The organism is Plasticicumulans sp. (genome assembly GCF_035331805.1).
Lineage (GTDB): Bacteria > Pseudomonadota > Gammaproteobacteria > Competibacterales > Competibacteraceae > Plasticicumulans.
In genome coordinates this window covers 1-4,298 of record NZ_DAOLKE010000300.1, presented here as the reverse complement: position 1 = coordinate 4,298, position 4,298 = coordinate 1, and the positions used below count along the sequence as shown (strand labels likewise).

Annotated in this window: 4 protein-coding genes; 2 read left to right on the top strand and 2 right to left on the bottom strand. The window is 71.3% G+C overall.

Annotation, left to right across the window (positions count from 1 at the left end; translation table 11 throughout):
* Positions 1–8 precede the first annotated feature (8 nt).
* Together PKE44_RS15675 and PKE44_RS15670 are read right to left on the bottom strand one after the other, a co-directional pair.
* Positions 9–914, bottom strand: a complete 906-nt coding sequence (locus PKE44_RS15675) for a hydroxymethylglutaryl-CoA lyase (protein ID WP_324552981.1) — start codon at positions 912–914, stop codon at positions 9–11.
* A gap of 124 nt (positions 915–1,038) precedes the next feature.
* Positions 1,039–2,271: an HDOD domain-containing protein gene (locus PKE44_RS15670; RefSeq protein ID WP_324552978.1), complete on the bottom strand. Its 1,233-nt coding sequence runs from the start codon at positions 2,269–2,271 to the stop codon at positions 1,039–1,041.
* A 411-nt stretch (positions 2,272–2,682) separates the two neighbouring features.
* On the opposite strand from PKE44_RS15670, the gene PKE44_RS15665 reads away from it, so the two are divergent.
* Positions 2,683–3,765, top strand: a complete 1,083-nt coding sequence (locus tag PKE44_RS15665) for an SGNH/GDSL hydrolase family protein (protein ID WP_324552976.1) — start codon at positions 2,683–2,685, stop codon at positions 3,763–3,765.
* Positions 3,766–3,948: 183 nt separating this feature from the next.
* Positions 3,949–4,298: hypothetical protein (locus tag PKE44_RS15660; RefSeq protein WP_324552973.1), on the top strand; the 350-nt coding region annotated here is incomplete at its 3' end.

The window sequence follows — 4,298 nt, the reverse complement described above, 5'->3', positions numbered from 1 at the left end:
GCGGGCGGTCAGTGGCGCAGGGCGAGCAGCGCGCGGCCGGCGCGCGAGCCGTTCGGCCGGCCGAGCCGGTCGCTGATCCACTGACCGGTTTCGGCGAGCTTCACGAGATCGACGCCGGTATGCACGCCGAGGCCGTCGAGCAGCCAGACGACATCCTCGGTCGCGACGTTGCCGCTCGCGCCCGGTGCGTACGGGCAGCCGCCGAGGCCGGCGACCGAGGCATCGACGACCGTGATGCCGGCCTGCACGCAGGCGTAGACGTTGGCGATGCCCATGCCGCGCGTGTCGTGACAGTGCACGGCCAGCCGCGCCGGCGACACCGCGCCGCCGACGGCATCGAGCATCGCCAGCATCGTTGCCGGCGTGCCGATGCCGATGGTGTCGCCGAGCGAGATCTCGTAGCAGCCCATGCGCAGCAGTTCGAGCGCGACGCGCGCGACCGCCGAGGGCGCCACCGCGCCTTCGTACGGGCAGCCGGCGACGCAGGAGACGTAACCGCGCACGCGCACGCCGGCGGCCTCGGCGGCGGCGAGCAGCGGCTCGAAGCGCGCCAGCGACTCGGCGATCGAACAGTTGATGTTGCGTTGCGAGAAGGTCTCGGAGGCGGCCGCGAACACCGCGACCTCGCGCGCCCCGGCGGCGAGCGCGGCCTCGAAGCCCTTGAGGTTCGGCGTCAGCACCGGATAGCTGCAGCCCGGCGGCCGGCGCAGGCGCGCCAGCACCTCGGCGCTGTCGGCCATCTGCGGCACCCACTTCGGCGACACGAAACTGGTCGCCTCGATCGCCGGCAGGCCGGCAGCGGTCAGGCGCTCGATCAGCTCGACCTTGATCTCGGTCGGCACCGCGGCCGCCTCGTTCTGCAGGCCGTCGCGCGGACCGACCTCGACGATCTTCACGGACTCGGGCAGGGACATCGGCACACCTCGGCGATTCGCGGGATTCACGCAGGGACGTGAATCTCTTGTAGCCGGTTCCGTGCCGGGCGGCCGCCTTGCAGTGCAGCGACGCCGTGTTTCAGGGACGATCCGGGATGGAGGATCAGTGGCTGGTGCCGATCTGCTCCAGCGTCTCGTGCGCCTGCGCGAGCGCGGCGAAGTAGGCATCGAACACCTGCTCGTCACGGCCGGCGGCGTGGACCTCCTCCCAGTCGCCGCGCTCGTAGGCGAGCGCGAGCGCCAGCGCCCGGCCGGCCGGGCCGGCGTGTTCGAGCAGGGCCTGACGCAGCTCGCGATTGAGCGGCAGGCCGGCGAGCACGCGCTCCAGCGGCAGGCCGAACAGCAGGTCGAGCGTCGACAGCAGGCCGGCGAGCGTGCCGGTCTCGGCATCGCCGCCCTCGGCGAGCAGCAGGTCGCGGCACATGCCGGCGCGCACCAGCGCCAGTTCGAGCAGGTCGTGGCGCTCGCCGGCGGCGCCGGTCATCGCGACCAGCGTCGCCCACAGCCGCAGCCGCAGCCGCCCGAGGCAGATCAGCGCGTGATCGACCGAGTGCACCTCGCCGAGCCCGAACCAGGCCGAGCCGACGTAGCGCAGCAGCTTGTAGGTCAGCGTCGCGTCGCGGCGGATCAGGTTGCTGATCTCGGGCAGGCCGGCATCGGGGCGGTTCAGCGCCGCGATCAGCGTCAGCGCCGCTTCGCGACCGGTATCGAGTGCGCTGGCCGCGACCGGCTGCGGCCGGCGGAACAGCGGTCCCTGCAGGCCGAGCACGCCGGCATCGAGCGCGGCCTGCGCGGTTCCGGCATCGGCGATCCCGGTCGCGATCGCCACGCCGTGGAAACCGGCACCGCGCAGCGACTGCAGCAGCGGTGCCAGTGCGGCGGCACCGAGCGCGGCGGCATCGAGGCGCAGGAAGTCGAGATCCGGCAGCAGCGGCAGGAGCCCGGGTTCGAGGCTGCGACAGCCATCGAGCGCGACGCGGTAACCGGCACGCTGCAGCGGCGCCAGCCGGGCCGGCAGGTCGACCGACTGGAGACCGGCGGCCGGCAGCGTCAGCACCACCTGCAGCGGCGGCAGCAGGCGCAGCGTCGGACTGAGCAGCGTGTGCGCCGAAACCGGCAGGAAGCCGAAGCCGTTGCCGATCAGCCGTTCGAGTCCGGCGACCAGCAGCGCACCGGTCAGCAGCTCGAAGTGCGCGGCTTCGGCTGCCTCGGAGTCCGGCTCGGCAGGGGGTGTGGCCGCCGGGTGCTGTGCCCTGGCATGGGCAATGTCCCAGGCGAGCACATGGTGTCGGGCGTCATACACCGGTTGACGGGCAATCAACGGGGGCGTGCTCATGGCGGCATTCCAGCGGCTGTTTGAACGTCGGGGGGACCGCCGGCAGCGCACCGGCGGCCACGGCCCGATCATGGCGGGAAATACCACATCGACGACCCGTCCATTACGACTATTCCGGATGGAAACGGGATCGGAAAATCCAGTCGCAATGCGGCTTCGGCGCAATGCAGCACGTAATTCCCGCGACTGCAGCGGGGCGGGTTTGACGATTGATGACAATACCGCAGGCGCAGATGCATGCCGGCGGCCTGGCTGCCGCCGAAACCGGGCTGCGGCACTTCAGGACATCCGTTGCTGTGCTAGTCCTGTGAAGCCCCGCGCTTCCTTGCAGCCCCCGCCGGCCGTGTCGCGTCGCCCCGTCGACCGCAGCGGAGGGGCTGCGTCCGAAACCCGTCCAGAGGTTGCCCTGATATGTCCGCATCTGCCCTTCTCACCCGCTGCCTGCCCGGGCTTGCGCTGGCTGCCGGTCTCGCACTCGGCAGCGCCACGGCCGCCGCCGCGCCGTATACGGATTTCTACGTGTTCGGCGACAGCCTCTCCGATACCGGCAACGTCGCGCTGGTCTCGGGCGGCACGGTGCCGCCGGCGCCGTACTTCAACGGCCGTTTCTCGAACGGTCCGAACTGGGCCGACCGGTTCGCGGCCGAAGGCAGCCTGTTCACCAGTACGCAGACACCGCTGCTGCCCGGCTCGGTGCTCGGCAACGTCGGGGACAACTACGCCTGGGGTGGCGCACGCACCTACGGGCATTCGAACCCGGCGCTCAATTCGATCGCCCGGCTCAGCTCGCAGATCGGTGCCTTCGCGAGCCAGCACGCCGGCGTCGCCGATCCGGACGCGCTGTACGTGATCTGGATCGGCGCCAATGACATGCAGGATGCGGTCGTCGCCGCCGCGACCGCCTACCAGAACGCGCTGATCGGCGGCGCGACGCCGGCCGCCGCGCAGCTGATCGCGCTGCCGCTGATCAACAGTGCCGTCACGGTCGCGATCAGCAACATCAATTCGGCGATCAGTTCGCTGCTTGCCCTCGGCGCCGATGAATTCCTCGTCGCCAACCTGCCGGACCTGTCGCTGACGCCGCGGCTGGCGCCGGCCGGGCTGTTCGCGCAGTACGCATCGACGAGCTTCAACGCCGCGCTGCTCGCGCTGCTGCAGACCCGGCCCGGCACCGCGCATCTGGCCGACATCCAGTCGGCCTACAACGAGCTGCTCGGCAACCCGGCCGCCTACGGTTTCACCAACACCACGGCACCCTGCTACACCGGCGACGACATCACCTTCACGCCCAACACCGGCACGGTCTGCGCGAACCCGGACCAGTACGTGTTCTGGGACACCTTCCACCCGACCGCTGCCGCCAGCGCCTGGATCGAAGCCGAGATGGTCTCGGCGCTGGCCGCGACGATTCCGGAGCCGGCCTCGTATGCGCTGCTCGGCGCCGGGCTGCTGGCCTTCGGCAGGGCGCGCCGGCAGGCCGGGCGCCGGGACTGATCCCCGCGTTCCGGGCGATCGAACCAGAACGCCGGCGTCCGCGTGACGCCGGCGTTTTTTATTTGCGGATGGTCTGCTGCGAGCTGTCTCCGCGGCGCGGGCGCCGGCGTATCGCTCTTCAAGGAAGCTCGATCGAAGCTTCCGCAACCCGCCGATACCCGCATGTTTCACGGAGATGCCGCCATGATCTGCACAAACTTTCGCAATAACCTCCGCAATAACCTCCGCAAGGGCCTGCGCACCGTCCTGATCGCCTGCCCGCTGTCGGCCGGGCTCGCGTTTGCCAGCGGTGCTGCGTTCGCCGCCGCTCAGCCGGCCCACGGCCACGGCTCGCCGGTGCAGCTCGCCGATGCGCACGGCAGCCGGCCGCTGCCGGTGTACGGCCGCGCGCCGATGACGGCCGATGCCTGCCACGGTGCCTCGCCGCGCGGCTGCCGCGACGACGCCGAAGCCGGTCGCCGCGAGGCCGTGCAGCCGCTGCTCTGCCTCGGCGCCTCGCCGCGCGGCTGCCTGCTGCGCCCGGCGAGCGAGGT

Bases quoted from the DNA above. Each gene is read 5' to 3' on its own strand.
- PKE44_RS15675 (WP_324552981.1), bottom strand. From the start codon at position 914: ATGTCCCTGCCCGAGTCCGTGAAGATCGTCGAGGTCGGTCCGCGCGAC.
- PKE44_RS15670 (WP_324552978.1), bottom strand. From the start codon at position 2,271: ATGAGCACGCCCCCGTTGATTGCCCGTCAACCGGTGTATGACGCCCGA.
- PKE44_RS15665 (WP_324552976.1), top strand. From the start codon at position 2,683: ATGTCCGCATCTGCCCTTCTCACCCGCTGCCTGCCCGGGCTTGCGCTG.